The sequence below is a fragment of the Paenibacillus melissococcoides genome, assembly GCA_944800085.1.
Taxonomy (GTDB): Bacteria; Bacillota; Bacilli; order Paenibacillales; family Paenibacillaceae; genus Paenibacillus_B; species Paenibacillus_B melissococcoides.
Genome location: CALYLO010000004.1, coordinates 93,791 through 114,074, shown reverse-complemented (window position 1 = coordinate 114,074; position 20,284 = coordinate 93,791). Strand labels below are relative to the sequence as shown.

Below are 20,284 nucleotides of genomic sequence, written 5' to 3'. Positions count from 1 at the left end.
GTCCCATAGACAGCGCACAAGGAGGATGCGGGCAAGAATGCGGGGTAAGACGGGACAACGGAGAATATAACGGCGGGCAAAGCGGCGGAAGAGGGAACCAGGCGGTGAAATCCTGCGTGAATTCAGCAATTTACGCTAATTGAGCACTAGCGTTGCATCGAGCGGTTAGTTCATAATCTAATTTCAATTAACATCAATATATGATATATATTTACATTTGCGATGTCCGCGCTAAGTCTAAAAAAGTCGAGCTGGAAACAGACCCTACGCGTTATCCATTATATGTAAAAATCGTTTTCGTTTGTCATTACGTCACAATCAGTCTCGGTTTCATCGACTTTGTTGCCTTTTTCGGACGTCTCCCATTTCGCTTTGGTCGACCTCTAGATGTTCGAGTCGGCTTGCGGTTGAGTGCAGCGATCAAATTTTCCCATGGTTTTTCCGCATAGATGCGAATCAACTGGAGGAGGTCCCATGTCGACTTTTTACAGTCCAGTGTTAATTTAATCAGCAAACAGAGAGCATACGCGATTAAAGCAATATACATTTGGTTCCAAATCGCTTCGGCCGTATAACCGTGGGGTTTTACCAATCGAATATGCTGCTTGACCCATTTAAAAAACAACTCAATATGCCAGCGATTTCGATAAATCTCGGCAATTTGATGTGCGGATAAGTCAAATCGATTCGTTACAATTCGATAGGTACGCCCTTGGTCATCCTTAAACTCAATCAAACGCAGAACCGCTGGCAGCTCCGGCATCGTCACATCAGCATCAAGGATAAACCCATTCTGCCTTTTGGGGAGGTCTCTTTTTCTGATGATCGTTAACCGGCTCTTTTGCTTGACGCGGCAAACAAATTTAATCTTATCCTCTACCCATTTCTGAAAATGGTCGTATACCTGGTATCCTCGGTCCATCACGTAGGTCGCATCTTTATCCACTGTAAATTCCAACACGACTTCATGATCGGCTACATCTTTGGTTGAAGCGACGATCTTGTCTGGATACATCGTTTTGGAGTCCGCAACGACCAAGGAGGTGTGCATCTTCACGCCATGGCTACTTTTGGAACAATAGGACCATTTCGCGAGAATGGGAGGTAGTGTAATTCCCGATGAATCGATTAGCTTGAGTTTCCCAATACCAGGCGTAATGCCGCGTTTCCCTTTTGTAAGTTGCTTGATTCGATCAATGAGCGAGAAAAAGAGCGTCTGAAGATACTCCATAGGCAGCCGTTTCAGCTTCCGCGATAGTTGAGAAGCGCTTATGCTCTTGAGACCCAGAAGATCTTGAAATTCAGGATTAGCCGCTACATGCTCTGACATGACTTTGTATGAGTCTCGTTGCTGAAGCTGTGCCTCTACAAATAAGAGTGTCGAAGAGCCGACAAACAGCTTTTGGGCCCGGTAATCCAATGACTCGTGTCGAGTAGAATGACATGTAACCATTTTAGGCATTGACAAATGACGTTATGATTCGGTACGTTATCCATAAGAAATCTCCTTTGTTGAGGCGTTTTATGGATAACGTTAGGGTAACTCAACAATAGGAGATTTCTTTATTTTTGTCCATGAATATAGTTCAATAAGTTACAAATATAGAGACTTATGGGATAGAAATTTTCGTAAAAAGATTGATGCAACGCTAGTGCTAATTGAGTCGCTATTTGATAAGATTCCTGCAATAGTACATTATTTTCGCTGATATTTGCTTTTAATCCCTAGGCATGGCTGAAATTCCTGCCGTTTTGCAGGAACTCCTGTGACGAGATAAACGTCATAGGGGAAAACTGCATTTTTGCAGGTTTCGGCAAGGCGAGCATGAAGAAGTAAGAGTGCTGTCTCACCGCAGCCAAAAACTACTTTGATATGCTCCCCTTACACAGGTTTTGTTATTTCACCTGTCTACCGTAGGGGAGCATATCACTTGCGGGACAGCCCCTTGTTGTTTGCTTGCGCCCGGCTTCTAACGGCGGGCAATGATGAGGAAGCGCGCCGAGTTGGTCTGAATGCCCCGCTCGGTCCGGTTCGCCGCGACGAACCGCTCGAAACGTTCGGCATCCCCCTCGACTTCTCCGAATCAAGGGATAATCGGGGTATGCTTCAACAAGAACAGCAAATCCTCCGCCCCACGCAGATATTCGACCGCATCGTATTCCTCGCAATGAACCTCGGTGAAGCCCGCTTCCTTCAATTGCCCGGCGCAGCGGCGCATCAGCGTTCCGTTCGGCTCGCCATAAGCTTGGCCGCGTCCGAACGCCTCCTTCACATTCCATTTGTCGCGCTCGCTCACCTGCTGGGTGACGAATACGCCGCCTTCCGTCAGCACCCGGGCCACTTCCCCGGCGTCGAACGGAGCATGGCGGCAAATGACGGCATCAAACAGCCCGTCAGGAAACGTCAGCTCTTTCGCATCCATGCATGCAAAGCGGACATGGCACGTGGACGAGCGGGCCGCATGACGCCGAGCCGTCTCGATCATGTCCGGCGAACGGTCGATCCCGATGGCCAGCCTCTTCCGCCAGCGTCAATAACCCCTCTCCTCCACCGGTGCCGATATCGAGCAGCACATCGGTCGGCTTGCACAACTCCATTACTTTCGGACCGTAATCCCAAGCCGCTCCTTCGGTGACCGATCGCATGGAACGGAAATCCCAGCCGTTGATCGCCCCAATCCGGTCATAAAAAGCTTTTTCATCAAATGCAATCATCGTTCATTCTCCTTCCAATGGATATCGCCTGACAGGTGCTTGCCCTGCCACAATCGCTCCGGTACCGGGTACCAAGGGAAGACGGCTCCCTTGATGGCTGGCACGCGTGTCAACCCAGCCCGGAGACTAGCTACCTCGAACGATTCGGAACGGCATTCCCATCACCCCGTTGGAAAGATATAATCAGATTATAGGCATTCAGTAAGCACTTCAACAAGAGGCATCAATCAAGAGGAATTCAATCAAGAAACATTCAATCAGGCCAAACCTGTCATTGGAGAGGAGAACGCCCATGCGATCGATCGAGCACGAGACCTAACAACCTTTCCCTTATGCCCGAGGTCCGCCGGACCGTATCCGTATAGGATGACATTCGATTTTGCGGAATAACGAACGGGAGGGACCTATATATGATGGTAAAAGACAAGCCATTTGAATGGTGGATAGAGCAAGCGAATCAACCGTTCTCGGGATGGGATTTTTCCTATATTTCCGGAACGGGCCGCATGAGCAGCGGCTGCTTGGCGTGGTCCTACGCCAGCATGGCCATTCCGCTCATGCAGAGCGCGCAATCCATGCTGGACATGGGAACCGGCGGCGGCGAGCTGCTCTCGATGCTGAGGCCGTGGCCGAAGTCCGTCTGCGCCACGGAAGGCTATCCGCCGAATCTGCCCGTCGCCAAGGAACGATTGGAGCCGCTGGGCGTGACCGTCCTCCCGGTTGAGGATGACGAGCATCTTCCCTTCGCGACCGGCCAATTCGACCTGGTGCTCAACCAGCACGAATCGTACTCGCCGCGGGAGGTGCGGCGGGTGCTCAGCGATGGCGGCCGCTTCTTCACCCAGCAGGCGGGGGGCAGCGATTGCTTCGAGATCAACGAACGGTTCGGCGTGCCGCTGAATGAAGAATTTGCGGAATGGAAGCTCGACATCGCCGTCCGGGAACTGCAGGAGCATCGCTTCGAGGTCGTGAAGCAGGCGGAGCAATTCCTGAGCCAACGCTTTTATGATGTGGGCGCCCTGGTCTATTATTTGAAAGCCATTCCGTGGCAAATTCCGGATTTCGAGGTGGAGAAATATAGAGAAGAGCTGTATGACATTCATCAGCTTATCGAGCGGCAGGGCTATTTCGAGGTGACGCAGCACCGGTTCTACTTGCTGGCCAAAGCGTTGTCCTAGGCCGGCAGCTGCAGCTCCGCATCGCACAAGGGGGTGTCTCACAGGCACTGCAAAATGATGGAGATGACGAGGTAACAGAGAATGTGGATGCGGGAAAAACGGCGGCGCAAACTGGTGGAATATGGATGTAGCAGTGAAATGCTGCGTGGATGCATCAATTCCTGCTCTTTAAGCCGCTATTTGATTAAATTCCCACAAAATTACATGGTGTTCATCGATTTTTGTCTTTTATCGATTGGATAGTCAGAAATTGATGCCGTTTTGCAGTTTTCGGCGAGTCGAGCTTTGAGAAGCAGTGGGGGCGGTCTCACTGTAGTGAAATACTACTTTTGGGACACCCCCCTTTTTTACGACGAATTGCGGAGTGTCCGCTTCAGATCGAGGCTCAAGTCAGCCATATTCGGATTTCGGACAGCGCGCTGCCGTTCGCCATCGTCGAGACGCAGGCGATTCAGGTGCATGCGCACGAGGAGATCATTATCGGAGAGCATCATATCAACCCGAATCAGCGGAGTCCCCTCATCTATAATTTCCGGCACTACTTCGGTCTCGGCAGGCGCTCGGCAAGACGTTCAAGTCGGAGACATAAAGCGGGACCGCGGAACCAAGCCGAAATCCTGGAGCACCGGGGAAGGCGGAGATTGCCTTGCGGATCTTTTCGTTGATAACCGGCCGACATCGAGTATGATTAATGTATCGATACGATATATCTATTCGATATATTATAGTGCATGGCGAAGGGCTGTCGGCAGATGCTGGAATATATTATTTTAGGCCTTCTGATGGAAGGCCCGATGAGCGGCTATGAGATGAAGAAGACCATTGACAGTTCGGTTGGCCTGTTCTACCGGGCAAGCTTCGGCAGCCTCTATCCCGTGTTGAAGCGGCTGGCGGATAAGGGGGTCCTGTCGGTTGCCGAGGCCGAAGGCGGCAGGAACAAAAAAGAATATACGCTGCTCCCCGCGGGGAAGGAACAGTTTGTGAGCTGGCTGGCCGAGCCGCTTCCCGTCTCCCGCAATGAAGTGCTGCTCCGCATTTTCTTTTACGATTACTTGGACGAAGACACGCGGCAAGCGCGCCTAAGCGAGTACGAGAACAAGCTTGAATCCGAGATGAGGCGCCTTCAGGCAGTGCAGGAGATTGTAGCGGGGGAACTCGAGCATATCGAACACCCGGAGAACTACTTTACCGCGTGTCCGTGCTGACCTATGGATTGCATTATTTCGGAATGGAGAAGCAGTGGATGCAAGTCATTAAGCAGCGGGGAGAAATGAAGCCATGACCTTACAAGCTACAAGATCATTTTCGGAGAAGCGCCCGGTGTGGACGGTCGTGGTGGTCGAACTGCTCTTACTGCTTGCCGTCTTCACCGCCGGAGCGTATGCCACGATGAACCAGCTTCCTTATACATCAGCGGTGCTGATCGCTTTCATTCCGATGGCGCTTGCGCTGCTCTGTTATATGACAATGAAAAAGAGATGGGCGCACTACGGATTCCGTTCGCTCTCCACTCTCCATGCCCGCGACTGGCTCGACTACGCCCCGCTGCTTGTCGTGCTTGTCATTCTCAGCATCAAGAGCTTTCATGACACTACGCTGTCCGAAGCCGGTTTTTTCCTGTTCTTCACGCTGCTCGTCGCCTTCGTGGAGGAGACGATATACAGAGGATTGATTCTGAGGACCCTTATCCGGAAAAGCGCCGCCGCAGCCGTGATCACATCCAGTCTTCTTTTCTCCTGACCCATATGCTCAACATGCTGTCCGGGCAGAACGCGACGGATACCGCAATCCAACTGATCTATTCTCTGCTGGTCGGCCTCATGCTCGCCCTCCTGATGGTGAAGCATCACAACATCTATCCGTTGATTCTGTTTCACTTCGTTCATAACTTTACTCAGTTCATCGGGAACGAGAGCGATCAAATCTATGCTTCCCTCGTTCTCCTCGTGTTAAGCGCGCATTGTATCTGGCTGCTGATCAGCGCAAGAACTTCCGCCTCCAAGACAACCGCTTCGCTCTGACCCTTATCGCCGGAACGACTGCCGCATGGACTCGGACTTCTCCGTATCTATGCGGCTTTTTGCATATTCCTGTTCCTCCCGGGAAGACTAATTCAAAAATCGGGAAAGGCTGGGATAGCACATGATGGAGGAAACCTGGATCGTCATCGTCCGATCCATAATCGCCTTCTTCAGCCTCGTGATCTATACACGGCTATTAGGCAAGCAGCAAATGGGGTCCCTCTCCTATTTCGACTATATTAACGGCATCACGATCGGGTCGTTGGCCGGGACATTGGCGACGGATCTGTCTTCGAAGGGCTGGCTGCATTTCATCGGACTTACGGTGTTCGTAATCATTACGTTTTTATTCCAGATTTGGACATTGAAAAGCCGATTTTTCTCCAAAGTGATCGATTCCGAACCGACCGTAGTTATTCAGCATGGCAAAATTCTGGAGCAGAACTTAAAGAAAATGCGTATCCGCTTCGATGAAATCATGATGCTGCTGCGCGAGAAAGATACATTCGATATCACCAAGGTCGAATACGCGATCCTGGAGCCGAACGGCGGACTCTCCGTCCTGCTCAAATCCGAAGATCAGCCGTTGACACCGAAGGATCTGAACCGGACCGTCACGCCTGCCCGAATAATGACGGATGTCGTGCATGAAGGCAAAATTTTGACCAAAAACCTCGAACGGAGAAACAAGACGACGAAATGGCTTCATCATGAACTAAAGAAGCAAGGGGTCGAAAATATCAAGCAAGTCAGCTTTGCTGCTATCTTGCCTGACGACACGCTATATGTTGACTTGTACAAAGATAACCTGTCCAATGAAACGGATAACCGCGAATAGTTCTTAGCGAGGTGAGCAGCATGCAAAAGAGAAAATGGCTGATGTTGGCCTTGGCCGCTCTTCTTCTCGTTTTTTTCGGCGCCATCCTGGGCTCGGGCAATTTTTTGAAGCAGCCGTTGGGCAAAGAGGATCGGCTGCTGGAAGCCGTGCAGTCCATAGAACAGCATATCGAGAAGAAGAATTGGAATCAGGCCAAGGACAAAATCGAATACGCCTCCAATGCATGGAAACGTATTGTCAATCGGATTCAATTCAGCGTCGAACGCGAGTACATGTACGATATTTCCGGCATTCTCAGCCGCATCCGGGGCGGAATCGTAGCCAAGGACGATGCCGCCGTCATGGAGGAAATCTATTTTTTCTACGAGCTATGGGATAATCTGGGCCGCTAACTTACGCTCTCCCGCGTCAGCGCTTCGTACATCCGCTCCAGCGCCGCGACCCCTTGCTCCTCCGCCGCCTTAGCCGCTTGCAGAGAGTTATCGCCTCGCCCGCGTTTGCCGGCTCGTTAGGCTCTCCGCCATGCGGGAAGGGGAACAGCCGGTGCAGCCCGCGGAGCGCCTCCGCCACGGCTCCGTAATGCTTCGCCGCTTCGGCGCCCAGCCGGCGGAGCGCTTCCTCCCGCTCGAAATCCCCCGGCCATCGTTCCGGGAATGATTCCAGGAAGCGAACCCCGAACTCGCGGGCGCAGCAGACGACCGCCGCGTTGTACGCATTGCCGAAGGATCGACGGTCCGGTGGCGGAACGCCTCGATCCAGGCATCATAACCGGCCAAGCCATGTTTGTACTCGGCCGACATCGTCGGCGCCTGTCCCCGGGCGAACTCAATAATCGACTTCAGCCCCTTCGTCCACGCCTGCAGCGGATCCACGTCATAACTGTCCGTGACCCGCAGCATATAGACGAACTTCAACGGCAGCTCGTTCAGCTTCGCGTAAGGAAGCGCCCCGTCCTGACACGGATCGGGGCAGGACAGCTCCTGCTTCTCGTCGTCATAGCCGTAGATCAGCCCGAACTCGGGAATGAACAGACTCCACCCGATAATCGGCAAACCCCGATCGATGCTCGCTTGGGCGAACTCGATCGCTTCCCTAAGCTGCTCGGGCGTTGCAGGCGTCGGGAAGCCATGCAGCGGCTCCGTTCCGAAGCCCAACAGATGAAGGCCGTGCTCCAGCAGATGTTCGGGATCGAACATCGTCGGACCGGCCGCGTTCACATCCGCAGGATGAATATTGATGCGGAAGGCATGGCCCGACACCCCCATGACATCGGTCAGGGTATAGCGGTCCTTCTAGTCGGTGTACGGCAGCAGCGCATAGATCGCCTGCGCCGCAGAGGTCCATGTCATCGTCCAATCGTTGCAAGTTGTTGTCATTTTTCCGTGCTCCCCTCGGATTATATTCGCTGTGGCGTGGCCAATACGCGGCGCGTCTGCCGTCCGGCCTGCTTCTTCTCGCAGGCGTAGCCTTGAAAATAGACCCGGATGCGTTCCGCTGCACCCGCCGCTTCCGGCTTCACCGGCGGGCCATGTCTACGGCGAAGATTCCGGCTGCGCATCCGGCGGGGGCGGGAGGCGCCTGCCTATGCGGTCGAGGATGGGCTCCCGTCCATGCGGTGCACGCACTATCCCCTAGCCTCATGTGCTGCGCCATCGCCGGGCATACGCGATAAGCGCACATCCACCGCTATTCAGCGGCAGGATGCACAACTGCCTCATTGACACGCATGCCGCACCACGATACTACACCCACATATGTCTCCGCCACAGCACCAATCCTGCAACTTCCCACCAATCCTGCAATAATACAGCTTTGTTTTTTGGAGCAGACGTACTCGATGTCAATCCTGCAAAACTACATCATTTTTCCCGAAGTCCCACTAGCGTTGCATCAATCTTTTTACGAAAATTTCTATCCCATAAGTCTCTATATTTGTAACTTATTGAACTATATTCATGGACAAAAATAAAGAAATCTCCTATTGTTGAGTTACCCTAACGTTATCCATAAAACGCCTCAACAAAGGAGATTTCTTATGGATAACGTACCGAATCATAACGTCATTTGTCAATGCCTAAAATGGTTACATGTCCATTCTACTCGACACGAGTCATTGGATTACCGGGCCCAAAAGCTGTTTGTCGGCTCTTCGACACTCTTATTTGTAGAGGCACAGCTTCAGCAACGAGACTCATACAAAGTCATGTCAGAGCATGTAGCGGCTAATCCTGAATTTCAAGATCTTCTGGGTCTCAAGAGCATAAGCGCTTCTCAACTATCGCGGAAGCTGAAACGGCTGCCTATGGAGTATCTTCAGACGCTCTTTTTCTCGCTCATTGATCGAATCAAGCAACTTACAAAAGGGAAACGCGGCATTACGCCTGGTATTGGGAAACTCAAGCTAATCGATTCATCGGGAATTACACTACCTCCCATTCTCGCGAAATGGTCCTATTGTTCCAAAAGTAGCCATGGCGTGAAGATGCACACCTCCTTGGTCGTTGCGGACTCCAAAACGATGTATCCAGACAAGATCGTCGCTTCAACCAAAGATGTAGCCGATCATGAAGTCGTGTTGGAATTTACAGTGGATAAAGATGCGACCTACGTGATGGACCGAGGATACCAGGTATACGACCATTTTCAGAAATGGGTAGAGGATAAGATTAAATTTGTTTGCCGCGTCAAGCAAAAGAGCCGGTTAACGATCATCAGAAAAAGAGACCTCCCCAAAAGGCAGAATGGGTTTATCCTTGATGCTGATGTGACGATGCCGGAGCTGCCAGCGGTTCTGCGTTTGATTGAGTTTAAGGATGACCAAGGGCGTACCTATCGAATTGTAACGAATCGATTTGACTTATCCGCACATCAAATTGCCGAGATTTATCGAAATCGCTGGCATATTGAGTTGTTTTTTAAATGGGTCAAGCAGCATATTCGATTGGTAAAACCCCACGGTTATACGGCCGAAGCGATTTGGAACCAAATGTATATTGCTTTAATCGCGTATGCTCTCTGTTTGCTGATTAAATTAACACTGGACTGTAAAAAGTCGACATGGGACCTCCTCCAGTTGATTCGCATCTATGCGGAAAAACCATGGGAAAATTTGATCGCTGCACTCAACCGCAAGCCGACTCGAACATCTAGAGGTCGACCAAAGCGAAATGGGAGACGTCCGAAAAAGGCAACAAAGTCGATGAAACCGAGACTGATTGTGACGTAATGACAAACGAAAACGATTTTTACATATAATGGATAACGCGTAGGGTCTGTTTCCAGCTCGACTTTTTTAGACTTAGCGCGGACATCGCAAATGTAAATATATATCATATATTGATGTTAATTGAAATTAGATTATGAACTAACCGCTCGATGCAACGCTAGTGCCGAAGTCCACACCATCCCCCCGTTCTTTCACGAAATTGATGCTCCTGTGCAGGAATTTCTTCTTTTCACAGCAAAAACGGCCAAAAATACTGCACTTTTGCAGCTTTCGCCCCTCCTCGCCCTCACCACGCTCCTGTCCCTCAAAACTATCGCTCCTCCTCGCCCCCACCACGCTCCTGTCCCTCGAAACTATCGCCCTTCCCTCCACACGCAACCTCTGCCCCCGATCTCGACCTCTCCCCCCGCCTGCCTCAGAGCACAACGACAACCAACCTACCTACCGAAATCCGCCAATGATGATTGACAACAGAATCTAATGTAACCATTATCTAATTTAACAAATGTATTATTAGATGATTATAAAATAGTATAAAATGTGAGGTGTGAGACAAACCATGCAATTGGAAAAAATCGTTGCGTATCATAAGGCGCTCTCCGACCCGACGCGCATCAAAATGCTCGTCCTTATCGCCCAGGAGGAATACAGCGGGCAGCGGCTGGCCGAACGTCTCGGGGTCACCCCCGCCACCATCACCCACCATGCCGCCAAGCTGAGGGAGGCCGCCCTCATTAACGAGCGCCGGGACAAAAATACAATCTACTTTTCATTGAACCATTACTTTATGAAAACAAACGCGACGGCGACCTTTGACTTCATCTATCGCCATGCCGCCCAGATGGAGGAGAGCCTTACGCAGGATCACGAAGCCCAACAGAAATACCAGCAGTCCGTTATCAACAATTTCTTCACGGCGGATGGCCGCTTGAAGACGATTCCGGCCCAGTTGAAGAAGAAGCTCATCGTGCTCGAGCATCTTGTCTCGCGCCTCGAGCACGGACGGAAATATACGGAACAGGAAATCAACGCATTCATCCGTTCCTATCACGACGATTTCGCGACCTTGCGCCGGGAATTTGTCATGCAGCATTTCATGTACCGGGAGAATGGCATATACGAACTGAATCCGCCGGAAATGTGGGCCTCCTGGAGACAGCTCAAGTAAACCGTGCCCATGCGCCTCGAACACGAGGAGGCAGAGCGGACACTAGCTGGGAACCGTCATGACATGCAAGGAATATATCCGGTATACTCAAAAAAAACGGGGAGGGGACTGGAAATGTTCATCGTTAATGTCGAAGCGGCGATTTATCGCGAGGGAAAGTGGCTGATTATCGAACGCAGCCAGCAGGAGGAGCATGCCGGCGGCACATTGGCATTCGTCGGCGGCAAAGCAGAGCGGGAGGGGACCGTGCCCGGTATATTGGAAAAGACCATCGCGCGCGAAGTGATGGAGGAGGTCGGGCTGGCCCTTACCGGGACGCCCCGTTACGTGAACAGATCCTCCTTCGTCACGGAGCGCGGAGAGGCTGTCGTCGACATTGTCTTCCTGTGCGAAGCAGAGCCCGGGGAGCCCCGCATACGCCAGTCCGGAGGAAGTGGCGGCCGTTAGCTGGATGACGGCCGAGGAAGTGCTAAGCCATCCGCTCTCCCCGCCCTGGCTGAAGAGAAATCTTCAGCAGGCAGAGCAGGTAAGGCGACAAGCGCGGCGGCAGTGACGGACAGCACGACCCGGGGACGGCGTACAATTTCACGTACATTATCGGGCAGAGCTCGTTCCTGCATTGGATTAAGAACTCGCTTGTCATCACACTGATTCCGGTGGCGACCCAGATTTTTTTCGGGGCGGTGCTCGGGTATATTTTCGCCAAAAAGCAGTTCCCCGGCAGGGAGATCGTGTTCTGGCTCATGATGGCGGTCGTCATGGTGCCCGGCCAGCTGCTCATTATTCCGAAGTATATCATGTTCAGTCAATTCGGCTGGATCAATACGTACGGGGCGATTATCGTTCCGGAGCTGTGGGCTATTATGGGGGTATTCCTCGTGAGTCAGTTCATGATGACGATCCCGAAGGATCTGGAGGAGGCGGCTTACATCGACGGCGCGGGGGATTTCACGATTTTCTTCCGCATTATGCTGCCGTTGGCGAAGCCGGCTATCGCCACAATCGGGACATTCGCGTTCATCAGCTGCTGGAACGATCGGTTCACGCCGCTGATTTTCATGACATCGGAGGAGATGTACCCGATTGCGGTCGGGCTGGCGTCCCTGCGGTATCCACCAGCACGAAATGAGGCTGGAGCACCGGCGCCTCCTTTTCCACGGTATGGACGACGCCATCTGTAGATACGACTGCTTTCATGGGTCATCTCCTCTTTCTATGGTGTTAAGACTTGATACCGTACATGCCGGTCCCTTCCGTGAAATACCGCTGGAAGAAGACGAAAATAAGGAAGGTCGGCACGAATGAGATCGCCGCCCCCGCCATTTCGATCCCGAAGTTCCCTTCCTTCGTCAGGGAGCGGGTCGTGGTGGTCGGCCTCGGCATCCTGGGGCAGATCTGCAGGGGCCGTTCGCCCTGGGTTACAGCGCCGCAGGCATCGTCAGGGAGGTCGGCGAGGGCGTCAGCCATCTCCGTCCGGGAGACCGGGTGGCCTGCTACGGGGCGCCGTTCGTCAAGCACGCTTCGCTGCTTGCCGTGCCGAAGCATCTGGCCGCGCCGCTTCCGCCGCAGGTATCGCTGCGGGAAGCGTCCTTCGCGGTGCTCGGCGCCATGCGTCGGATTCGTCGGAATCCAGAACAACGGATCGGCCGTTGCCTTCTCCACCTTTTGCAGCAAACCGAGAATCACCATCGCAAAAGGAAAAAAGAACAGGATGCCGAGAATGACGAGCAGCACATAAATGGCGGTCTTATGCTTTAAACAAATATTCATGCCAGCCCCCGCGGAATCGAAAATTTGAAAAGAACCGATCGTCGTAATAATGGCAACGTAAAAATGAATCGGCAGCAGCAGCGGGAACGTCACGCTCCAGAACGTGCGCCAGCGTCCGGCGCCGTCGATTTTGCCGCCTCGTACAAGTGATTCGGAATCGATTTGAGTCCGGCATAATAGTAGAACATCGTGCTCCCCGCTACTTTGAAAATGCTCAGGCCCGCCAGCACGGGCAGCGCCTGCGACGAATTCGAGAAGAACAGCTGCGGCTCGATGCCGAACCAGCTGAGCGCATAGTTGATCATGCCGTATCCGATCCGGTCCGTTCCCGGCCGCCAGCGCGGTCAATTTTTTGCTCCCGGTTCTTCCACGGGAGTTCCTCCAGCTTTACCTTCACGTCCGGATATTTGCTGTTATACTCCGCGATAACGCCGTCGAACACCGCTTTCATGTCGTTCTTTTTCTCCTCCGACACATAAGGATGCCCCCATACCGTAACCGTGCCGGACAGCGCTTGCTCTTGCTGCCCCTCCGCCTGGCCAGCGCCCGGCTTGGCCGCTTCCTTCCCCGGGGACTCGGAGCTTCCCGCTCCTCCCGAGCCGCAGGCCGTCAGCAGCATGGACAGCGCCAGCACAAATGCCAGCATCAACAGACTGGAACGTTTCGTCATCTTGTTAGACCATCTCTTCTATACATAACTTTTATAATCCAGATGTATACCAATCCCCTTCACTTCCGTCCCGGCATCAATTTCTTATAATTTCAAATGAAGATGATTAGGCAGCCTCCGCCTCCCTTCCCTGCTCTCTTTTTATAAAATCCTGTATTGCTCCCGATCATTATGCATTTAATTGGGGCTTGCTGAACAATCATTTTTCAAAGGTTTTACAAGGATTTCTGGACTCTAACTCGAAATAAAATGCAAGGAAAATGCGAATTTCTTGCAAAAAATCGTGCACGTGGAGTGAGCCGACATGTATCGTAGAACCGAAAGCCAGCTTCAGTTGTTCGAAGATTTCTACTTGCCGTTTGGCGGTAAATTAAATAAGGAGAACCGTTGGGTTCAACTGGCCGCTATCATCCCGTGGTGGCGGGCAGAAGAATTCTACGCGAAGTCGTTCAAGAAATCAATGCGCGGTCAGATCCCTTTGTCTGTTCGTATGGCTTTGGGAGCGCTGTACATTCAGGAACGTATGCAGCTCGATGATCGAGAGACGGTCCAGCAGATCGCCGAAAATCCGTACTACCAGTACTTCCTTGGGCTGCGGCGTTCCAAGATAAGCCTCCGTTCCATCACTCGCTGTTGACCCATTTCCGCAAGCGATTGGGTGCGGATGTCATTGGACAAATCAACGATTGGATTTTGGAAGAGGACGCAGAGCGAAAGAAGCAGGAACAAAACAAGAGCGATCCTCAAGATCCTCCAGGCAGCGGCCATGGCTCTGATGGAACATCCGTTAATGAAGACGGCAAAAGCAAAGAGAAACCATGCAACAAAGGCACCTTGATGCTCGACGCGACCTGCGCACCGGCCGACATCTCGTATCCGACCGATTTGAAATTATTGAACGAGGCGCGGGAAAAACTCGAAGCGATCATCGATGTTCTGCACGAGCCTTTCGTCGGGAAGGCCAAGAAACCGAGAACGTATCGTCAAACCGCCCGCAAACGCTACCTCGAGATCGCCAAGAAACGGCGAACGGGTGCCAAAGCCATCCGGAAAGCGGTTGGCAAACAGCTTCGTTATGTTTCGCGTAATCTTGGCATCATCGAAATGCTGGCAGCGAAAAGCAGCTTGAATCAACTGGGTTCGCAGCAGTATCGGCAATTGCTCGTCATTTCCGAGCTGTATCGTCAACAGCAAGAGATGTACGACAAACGGACACACTCGGTGGAAGATCGAATCGTCAGTCTTTCCCAACCGCATGTACGGCCGATTGTCCGCGGGAAAGTGAATGCTCCCGTCGAGTTTGGAGCAAAGCTGGCGATCAGTCTGGTGGACGGTTACGCTCGGATGGAGAAGCTGTCCTGGGATAACTTCAACGAAAGCATGACACTGAAAGCTTCCGTGGAGTCGTTCGTCCAGCGATATGGGTGTTATCCGGAAGCCATTCTAGCCGACCAAATCTACCGAAATCGGGAGAACCTTCGCTATTGTAAGGAGCATGGAATCCGTTTGAGTGGTCCAAACTTAGGGCGTCCGAAGAAAGAAGCGGAACCCGATCGGAACCAGGCCAGACAGGATGCTTCAATGCGTAACGCAATCGAAGGAAAATTCGGAGAAGGCAAACGCTCCTACGGACTGGGGCGTATTCGAGCACGCCTTCGAGAGACAAGCGAAACGGTCATTGCCCTGCAACTGCTTGTTATGAATCTCGAACGCAAGCTGCGCGTTCTCTTTTTGCCGATTTTCAGACTGCTGCTGAATCTGTGCCGTCAGCCTCTGTGGCCTAAAAGGCAATATGTTCAGCAAGCCCTAATTGCAATGACCCAGACAAGTTGTAGTTCATATCTGGTATGTAAACAATCATAGACTTCAAAGAAAGCGCTGTCAATCCTGTTTTTAACAAGACGAATTAAAGACCGTGCCCCGGGCGTCCTTCCTCATGTAGAGTAGAGAACTGAAATTTCATTGGAGGGCGAAAACCCTCTTCTTTACTTTTTCAGTTCCCCCTTCATCAAACCGTACGTGAGGTTTTCCCTCATACGGCTTTCCGATGCTCTTCTTCCTCCGGCATTACGGTACTTCCCTTAGTTGGCGAGTTTCTTTAATCCCGCAAGTTGTGCAGCAATGGCTGCTTGCCGGGAATTGCTGTGTTTGTTACGACGGCTACGTTTCTTGTTCCAGAACAGGGTGAGACGCTTACGGATGTACCAATCGATTTTGTTCAGGTACTGGTCAGCAAAGGAGTCTATACCATAGTAGTTCCTCCATCCCTGTATCTTCGGGTTGAGTTCATCTACCATCCGGTTCATCGTCCAGAATAGACGATTGCGCGGTTCTGTTGCTTCCTTTACCTTTTGCTTCATGTTCTTCATCGCCTTCTTTGACGGGTAACTGCGAAGAACATGAACTTCCTTGTTCCTTTTCATCATCCTCGGTATTTTCCGGTGATGCATCCCCAGAAAGTCGAAGCCTTCTTTGTCTCCCCAGAGGTTAACAAGTTTGGACTTCGTCTTGTTCATTTCAAGTTCCAGCTTTCCAAATACCGCTTTGAGGACATCAATCGCCCTCAGAGCTTGTTCTTTGGTTTTGCACAGGATGACCAGATCATCGGCATAACGCACCAGTGTTCCTGCTTCCGCAAACTTCTTCTCCCAGATGGTATCCAGATAGTTCAAGTAGATATTTGCCAAGAGCGGACTTATGACTCCGCCTTGCGGGCTCCCGAGGTCGGTTTCATGAAACTGATCATCTTTCACGAATCCTGCCTTGAGCCACTTGCGGATGAGTTGTAACACTCGTCGATCACTAATTCTCTGTTCCACCAGTCGCATCAGTTTCTCGTGCGGGATATTGTCAAAATATCCGGTGATATCGATGTCGACGACCCAGTATACGCCTTTCTTTACTGCTCGGCGGATATGCCGGATTGCATCATGCTGGCTTCGCTTGGGCCGGAATCCGTAGGAGCAATCCTTGAAATCCGCTTCGAAGACCGGTTCTATAACCATCTTGGTCGCCATTTGAACGACCCTATCTCGGATGACAGGGATACCAAGCGGGCGCATCTTGCCGTCCGGTTTGGGTATCTCTTTCCGTCTTGCAGGCTGTGGATGGTATTTTCCGTTCCTCAGCTTACCTTGGATTTCATCGACAAATCGCTCTTCCCCGAACTCTTTGACGATGTGGTCGATGGTTATGCCATCTACTCCACCGCTTCCGCCCTTCGCCTTGACCCGTTTCCATGCTTCCCAAAGAATGTCGCCGCGGTGTACCTTGTCGTACAGCGCATGAAATCGCCGCCTCGGATTTTCCTTGGCCGCTAGATATAGTACGTTTTGGAGTTGTTGAGCTTTTACTTTGGCGTAGTTAGCCTTTTGGGCATTCACTGACTCTTACCTCCTCCAGTACGTGAACAAAGCAGGGGCTCTTTCCTCCACAAGGTTGTGTTGTCCTTGCTTCACGGGTACTACAACCCCCTCCGCCACCCTTCTCGCAGCTCGCCACTTCACCTTTCGGGCTTATAGGGTCGCTCTTTACGGCGTTGCCGTGCGAGGTAGGGTTTCCCCAGTTCCAGACACAACTTTCTCAACATGCCGTTCCCCATACACCGGAGAGTTCTTCCGCGCTGCGTTTCCAAGAGCTTCACGCGTTCCATGGCCTTCGCTCAATGTTCCGAGGCTCGGCTCTCTCTTGTCCTTTGCAGGTTCTTTTTGACGATGCGGCAGGATTCACTTCATGTTACGGCCTGCTGATTTGCTCGCACTCTCTTGAGAGTTACTTTGTCACAGGGCTTCAACCTTAGGGTCTCTCCACCAGTTGCCTGTCAGCTACGAGGCGACTTGGCTCTTACCTCGACCGGACTCACACCGGCTAGTTGTGCCTAGCTTGGCTAGGCGAGCGAACATAAAAAACCGCCCTTAACGGGCGGCCCTATCGGACAGCAGGCCTTCCAGTCTGCTGCACATCGCTGCTTCGTCTTCGAGTCGCGACCAATACAGCTTCAACGCATTGCATACGTGCTGCAGGTCCGCGGAACGCAGCCCCAGCTCCGTGAAGAAGCGAAGGGACGGAATAATCTCGCGGTACATCGAGAAGCGGCTCGGCCGCGGGAACATTTCCTGCCCGTTCCATTCCGCCGCCTTCTTGTGCGCCGGGATGCTGAACGTATGCTGCCGGATATGAAGCTGTGCCTCGTAGGAGAGCAAGTAATCGACCAGTTCAAGCGCCGCTTCCTTCACCCGAGATGTCCGGTTCACCATCAGGCCGATGGCGAGCAGCAGCGACTTCGCCTCGTTCAAGTAGGGCAGCGGCGCCACCTCGAACGCAAACGGCGCATCCTTCAAATGGTTCAGGCTGAAATAGGTTGCGATAATGACCGATAGCTTGCCCTGCAGGAACAGCCCCTCCGCATCCATATCATTCTCCGACAGATAGGCCGGATACGCGCTCTGACTGTCAATCAGCTCGCGGGTCAGCCGGAGGCCCTCCATCAGCTTCGTTCCGCAGACAGGGACTTGTCCCGCTTCGTCGGGCTCGAACCGCCCGCCGCTCTGCAGCAGGAACACCGGCCAGCGGTTGTTCGAGAGCATATGGAAGTAGAAGCCGAACGTGCCCGGCTCCCTTCCGAGCCGCTCCGCCGCAGCCATCAGCTCCGGCCACCGCCAGCTGCTGTCCGGCTCGGGCAGATCATGCGCCAGGAAATGATCCCGGTTATAGCAGAGCATGACCGGCGAGAAGATGAGCGGCAGGCCCAGCAGCCGCCCTTCATGCCGGAAGCAGTCCGCGATGAACGGATACAGCTCCGGGCGGGGAGCCAACGGCTCCAGCAGCTCATGATGCCCTTCATCCGCGATCCAGCGGAAATCGTTATAATTGACCGTCGCCACATCCAGCATGTCATGCCCGATATAGCCGGAAACCGCATCGGGATAGTTCTCGTACGGAAGGGGAACGAGTTCTACCCGGATGTGCGGATGGGTTTGCTGGAAGCGCTCGATGAGCTGGTCCAGCGCCGCCTCCTGGATGACGGAACGGTAATATCCGAACCGCAGCTTCACCGTGCCGGACGCCCCCGGATCGGCGACCCGGTTCCCGACCCGCGGCACCTTCTCGATCAGCTTCTCCTCGACGAGACGCTCCAAGCCTTTGCGGACCGAGTTTTTGCTTAATTGGAATTGCTCCGCAAGCGCTACCTCCGAGGGCAAATAATCGCCGGCGGCCCGGCGGCCTGTAATAATATCGTCCCGCAGCACGGTAACCATTTCGTCCAATCGCTGTCTAAACGTAGTGCGGCTTGGTCTGCTCGTCATCCTGTACGCTCCTTCAATTTATCGTTAGTTGCAGCTCTCTATCGTTAGCCTCTATCGTTAATCTGTTTCTCTGTCGCCCCAATTCTAGTCTATATCTAGTATATTACTTCATGATATCGGCCGGAAGCCGAAAAGTCAATGAACGCTCTCCTTTCCTTGCCCGCCTCTTTCCCCTCACTCCCCCATACACTACAATAGAGGAAAGAGCAGACTCCCGAAGGGGAATGACGCTGTACGATAATCCATGCTGTGGAGGACGCCAATTGTGAAAATCGATCGCCTGCTCAATATCATCATTCTTCTGCTGAATCGCCCGATCGTGCAGGCCAAAGACTTGGCTGAGCGATTCGAGGTCTCGATTCGCACCATTTATCGCGATATCGATGCGATTAATCAAGCCGGCATTCCGATCGTGACCTTCCAGGGAGCGAACGGCGGCATCGGGCTCGCCGAAGGCTATCGTCTGGACCGGAACCTGCTGACGAACGAGGAACTGGCCGCGATCGTAACCGCGCTCCAGAGCGTGTCCTCCTCCTATCCGGATGAAGGGCATGCCATGCTGGTGGAAAAGATCAGCAGCATTATTCCCGCCTCGGAAGCGGAAGACTTCCAGTTCCGGACGAAGCAATTTGTCGTCGATTTATCCCCTTGGGGGAACCACGACAAGCTGGAAGCGATGATTTTGACGCTGAAAAAAGCGATTGAAGAGCGGCAGGCCGTCCGCTTCTCCTATCGCAACGCCGAAGGGGAGGGAACGGAACGAACCGTGCATCCCTACACCCTCGTGCTGAAGGGACATGCCTGGTATTTATACGCTTATTGCACCGGCAAGGTCGGGTTCCGCTTCTTCAAGCTCGTCCGCATGAAGCGGCTGGAGCCGCTGGATACCCGATTCGAGCGGGAAGACATCTCCCTGGAGGAGCGGCCCTGGGACAAGGAATGGCATGCGCCCGAGCGCCTCGTCTCCCTCAAGCTTCGCTTCGGTCCCGGCATCCGGCATGCCGCCGAGGAGTGGTTCGGAGCGGAATCGCTCCAGGAGGAGGAGACGGGGCATTCGATCGCGAACGTCTCCTTGCCCGACAATGCTTGGCTGTACGGTTTTATTCTCAGCTTCGGCCCCGAAGCCGAGGTCCTGGAGCCGGAATCGGTCCGCCTCCGCATTCGCGACCTGGCCGCCGGCATCACGGCGAACTACCGCGAATAGCGCCGCCCGCAATCACCATCGCGCATTTCAGGCATATATTTACTGTAAAGGACTCTAATCAGGTGATTGTCCGGCATGGCGGCGAGTGATTCAACCGCTCCGCGAGCCGCTGCGGCAGTTACCGATCAGACCGTTTTAGATCAGACCGCTTTCCCATAAAAAGCAGGATTCCGGGATACAGGCTTCTG

Annotated in this window: 13 protein-coding genes and 8 pseudogenes; 13 read left to right on the top strand and 8 right to left on the bottom strand. The window is 52.8% G+C overall.

Annotated features, from left to right (window positions below; all coding sequences use genetic code 11):
• Positions 1-307: 307 nt before the first annotated feature.
• Both OCY70_RS15115 and OCY70_RS15110 read right to left on the bottom strand, forming a co-directional pair.
• Positions 308-1,453, bottom strand: a complete 1,146-nt coding sequence (locus OCY70_RS15115; RefSeq protein ID WP_261948768.1) for an IS4 family transposase — start codon at positions 1,451-1,453, stop codon at positions 308-310.
• 517 nt (positions 1,454-1,970) lie between these two features.
• A pseudogene (locus OCY70_RS15110) lies at positions 1,971-2,715 on the bottom strand (class I SAM-dependent methyltransferase).
• Positions 2,716-3,128: 413 nt separating this feature from the next.
• On the opposite strand from OCY70_RS15110, the gene OCY70_RS15105 reads away from it, so the two are divergent.
• The 6 genes and pseudogenes from OCY70_RS15105 (at position 3,129) to OCY70_RS15075 (ending at position 7,144) form a co-directional block, all read left to right on the top strand.
• Positions 3,129-3,893: a class I SAM-dependent methyltransferase gene (locus tag OCY70_RS15105; RefSeq protein WP_213431189.1), complete on the top strand. Its 765-nt coding sequence runs from the start codon at positions 3,129-3,131 to the stop codon at positions 3,891-3,893.
• A 353-nt stretch (positions 3,894-4,246) separates the two neighbouring features.
• Positions 4,247-4,482, top strand: a pseudogene (locus tag OCY70_RS15100) (flavin reductase family protein); the annotation flags it as partial.
• A 163-nt stretch (positions 4,483-4,645) separates the two neighbouring features.
• Complete coding sequence (locus OCY70_RS15095) at positions 4,646-5,098, top strand: PadR family transcriptional regulator (protein WP_249725643.1); 453 nt, start codon at positions 4,646-4,648, stop codon at positions 5,096-5,098.
• A 73-nt stretch (positions 5,099-5,171) separates the two neighbouring features.
• Positions 5,172-5,914, top strand: a pseudogene (locus OCY70_RS36150) (CPBP family intramembrane glutamic endopeptidase).
• 121 nt (positions 5,915-6,035) lie between these two features.
• Positions 6,036-6,752, top strand: coding sequence for a DUF421 domain-containing protein (locus tag OCY70_RS15080; protein WP_213431186.1), 717 nt, complete (start codon positions 6,036-6,038; stop codon positions 6,750-6,752).
• A 20-nt stretch (positions 6,753-6,772) separates the two neighbouring features.
• Entirely contained in the window at positions 6,773-7,144 is a 372-nt protein-coding gene (locus tag OCY70_RS15075; protein WP_213431187.1) for a DUF4363 family protein, read from the top strand.
• 87 nt (positions 7,145-7,231) lie between these two features.
• On the opposite strand, the gene OCY70_RS15070 is transcribed toward OCY70_RS15075, so the two are convergent.
• Complete coding sequence (locus tag OCY70_RS15070; protein WP_213431188.1) at positions 7,232-8,011, bottom strand: hypothetical protein; 780 nt, start codon at positions 8,009-8,011, stop codon at positions 7,232-7,234.
• A 776-nt stretch (positions 8,012-8,787) separates the two neighbouring features.
• Between OCY70_RS15070 and OCY70_RS15065 the strand changes: the two genes are divergently transcribed.
• From OCY70_RS15065 to OCY70_RS15050, 4 genes and pseudogenes are all read left to right on the top strand, one after another.
• The gene (locus tag OCY70_RS15065; protein WP_261944552.1) at positions 8,788-9,978 is read left to right on the top strand and encodes an IS4 family transposase; all 1,191 of its coding nucleotides are present in this window, start codon (positions 8,788-8,790) and stop codon (positions 9,976-9,978) included.
• Positions 9,979-10,537: 559 nt separating this feature from the next.
• The gene (locus tag OCY70_RS15060) at positions 10,538-11,146 is read left to right on the top strand and encodes a DUF2087 domain-containing protein (protein ID WP_213431322.1); all 609 of its coding nucleotides are present in this window, start codon (positions 10,538-10,540) and stop codon (positions 11,144-11,146) included.
• A 114-nt stretch (positions 11,147-11,260) separates the two neighbouring features.
• Positions 11,261-11,699 (top strand): annotated as a pseudogene (locus OCY70_RS15055) (NUDIX hydrolase).
• A 19-nt stretch (positions 11,700-11,718) separates the two neighbouring features.
• Positions 11,719-12,252: pseudogene (locus OCY70_RS15050) on the top strand (carbohydrate ABC transporter permease); the annotation flags it as partial.
• A 115-nt stretch (positions 12,253-12,367) separates the two neighbouring features.
• Here OCY70_RS15050 and OCY70_RS36145 read toward each other — a convergent pair.
• Positions 12,368-12,499, bottom strand: a pseudogene (locus OCY70_RS36145) (carbohydrate ABC transporter permease); the annotation flags it as partial.
• Positions 12,500-12,541: 42 nt separating this feature from the next.
• Here OCY70_RS36145 and OCY70_RS36140 point away from each other — a divergent pair.
• On the top strand, positions 12,542-12,904 hold the full coding sequence (locus tag OCY70_RS36140) for an alcohol dehydrogenase catalytic domain-containing protein (RefSeq protein WP_373871541.1): 363 nt from the start codon (positions 12,542-12,544) through the stop codon (positions 12,902-12,904).
• A gap of 21 nt (positions 12,905-12,925) precedes the next feature.
• Here the strand turns inward: OCY70_RS36140 and OCY70_RS15040 are convergent.
• Positions 12,926-13,224, bottom strand: a pseudogene (locus tag OCY70_RS15040) (carbohydrate ABC transporter permease); the annotation flags it as partial.
• Complete coding sequence (locus tag OCY70_RS15035) at positions 13,218-13,586, bottom strand: hypothetical protein (RefSeq protein WP_213431321.1); 369 nt, start codon at positions 13,584-13,586, stop codon at positions 13,218-13,220. The pseudogene OCY70_RS15040 and the gene OCY70_RS15035, both read right to left, overlap by 7 nt.
• Positions 13,587-13,890: 304 nt before the next feature.
• On the opposite strand from OCY70_RS15035, the pseudogene OCY70_RS15030 reads away from it, so the two are divergent.
• Positions 13,891-15,449, top strand: a pseudogene (locus OCY70_RS15030) (IS5 family transposase).
• 218 nt (positions 15,450-15,667) lie between these two features.
• Here OCY70_RS15030 and ltrA read toward each other — a convergent pair.
• Positions 15,668-16,969 (bottom strand): group II intron reverse transcriptase/maturase, encoded by a 1,302-nt coding sequence (gene ltrA / locus OCY70_RS15025; protein WP_261944938.1) that lies wholly within the window; start codon positions 16,967-16,969, stop codon positions 15,668-15,670.
• Between the two features lie 531 nt (positions 16,970-17,500).
• The gene (locus OCY70_RS15020) at positions 17,501-18,892 is read right to left on the bottom strand and encodes an extracellular solute-binding protein (protein ID WP_213427183.1); all 1,392 of its coding nucleotides are present in this window, start codon (positions 18,890-18,892) and stop codon (positions 17,501-17,503) included.
• 265 nt (positions 18,893-19,157) lie between these two features.
• Between OCY70_RS15020 and OCY70_RS15015 the strand changes: the two genes are divergently transcribed.
• On the top strand, positions 19,158-20,096 hold the full coding sequence (locus OCY70_RS15015) for a helix-turn-helix transcriptional regulator (protein WP_213427182.1): 939 nt from the start codon (positions 19,158-19,160) through the stop codon (positions 20,094-20,096).
• Positions 20,097-20,284: the final 188 nt, after the last annotated feature.

What these genes read in the sequence shown, in the direction of transcription:
- OCY70_RS15115 (WP_261948768.1), bottom strand. Translation starts at nt 1,453, where the DNA reads ATGGTTACATGTCATTCTACTCGACACGAGTCATTGGATTACCGGGCC.
- OCY70_RS15105 (WP_213431189.1), top strand. Translation starts at nt 3,129, where the DNA reads ATGGTAAAAGACAAGCCATTTGAATGGTGGATAGAGCAAGCGAATCAA.
- OCY70_RS15095 (WP_249725643.1), top strand. Translation starts at nt 4,646, where the DNA reads ATGCTGGAATATATTATTTTAGGCCTTCTGATGGAAGGCCCGATGAGC.
- OCY70_RS15080 (WP_213431186.1), top strand. Translation starts at nt 6,036, where the DNA reads ATGATGGAGGAAACCTGGATCGTCATCGTCCGATCCATAATCGCCTTC.
- OCY70_RS15075 (WP_213431187.1), top strand. Translation starts at nt 6,773, where the DNA reads ATGCAAAAGAGAAAATGGCTGATGTTGGCCTTGGCCGCTCTTCTTCTC.
- OCY70_RS15065 (WP_261944552.1), top strand. Translation starts at nt 8,788, where the DNA reads ATGGATAACGTACCGAATCATAACGTCATTTGTCAATGCCTAAAATGG.
- OCY70_RS15060 (WP_213431322.1), top strand. Translation starts at nt 10,538, where the DNA reads ATGCAATTGGAAAAAATCGTTGCGTATCATAAGGCGCTCTCCGACCCG.
- OCY70_RS15035 (WP_213431321.1), bottom strand. Translation starts at nt 13,586, where the DNA reads ATGACGAAACGTTCCAGTCTGTTGATGCTGGCATTTGTGCTGGCGCTG.
- OCY70_RS15020 (WP_213427183.1), bottom strand. Translation starts at nt 18,892, where the DNA reads ATGACGAGCAGACCAAGCCGCACTACGTTTAGACAGCGATTGGACGAA.